Source organism: Rouxiella sp. Mn2063, assembly GCF_049319665.1.
GTDB lineage: Bacteria > Pseudomonadota > Gammaproteobacteria > Enterobacterales > Enterobacteriaceae > JBMOUD01.
This window is the reverse complement of record NZ_JBMOUD010000042.1, coordinates 1-932: the sequence shown is the minus strand read 5'-3', so window position 1 is coordinate 932 and position 932 is coordinate 1. Positions and strand designations below refer to the sequence as shown.

The 932-nt window shown below is 51.5% G+C and carries 1 protein-coding gene; it reads right to left on the bottom strand.

Annotation, left to right across the window (positions count from 1 at the left end; genetic code table 11):
* Positions 1 to 932, bottom strand: a 932-nt coding sequence (tuf, locus tag ACL9RG_RS22720) for an elongation factor Tu (protein WP_422794915.1), incomplete at both ends; no start/stop codon positions are given.

Here is a 932-nt window from a genome sequence, read left to right as displayed (position 1 = left end):
CCAACGGTACGGCCGCCTTCACGGATTGCGAAACGCAGACCGTCGTCCATCGCGATTGGGTGGATCAGGGTAACAACCATGTTCACGTTGTCACCAGGCATTACCATCTCTACGCCTTCTGGCAGTTCGATGGTACCGGTCACGTCAGTTGTACGGAAGTAGAACTGTGGACGGTAGCCTTTGAAGAACGGAGTATGACGGCCGCCTTCGTCTTTGCTCAGGATATAAACTTCTGAGTCAAATTTGGTGTGTGGCTTGATTGAACCTGGTTTAGCCAATACTTGGCCACGTTCGATGTCTTCACGCTTGATACCACGCAGCAGAACACCAACGTTCTCGCCTGCACGACCTTCGTCCAGCAGTTTACGGAACATTTCAACGCCAGTACAAGTAGACTTAACGGTGTCTTTGATACCAACGATTTCAACTTCTTCACCAACTTTAACGATACCGCGCTCAACACGACCGGTAACAACGGTACCACGACCGGAGATGGAGAATACGTCTTCGATTGGCAGCAGGAATGGCTTATCAATCGCACGCTCTGGTTCTGGGATGTAAGAATCCAAGTGGCCAGCCAGCTCGATGATTTTAGCTTCCCACTCAGCTTCGCCTTCCAGTGCTTTCAGCGCTGAACCACGAACAACTGGCAGGTCATCACCAGGGAAGTCATAAGCAGACAGAAGTTCACGAACTTCCATTTCTACCAGTTCCAACAGCTCTTCGTCATCAACCATGTCACATTTGTTCATGAATACGATGATGAAAGGAACGCCAACCTGACGACCCAACAGGATGTGCTCACGAGTCTGAGGCATTGGGCCGTCAGTCGCAGCAACAACCAGGATAGCGCCGTCCATCTGAGCAGCACCGGTGATCATGTTTTTAACGTAGTCGGCGTGCCCTGGGCAGTCAACGTGCGCGTAGTGGCG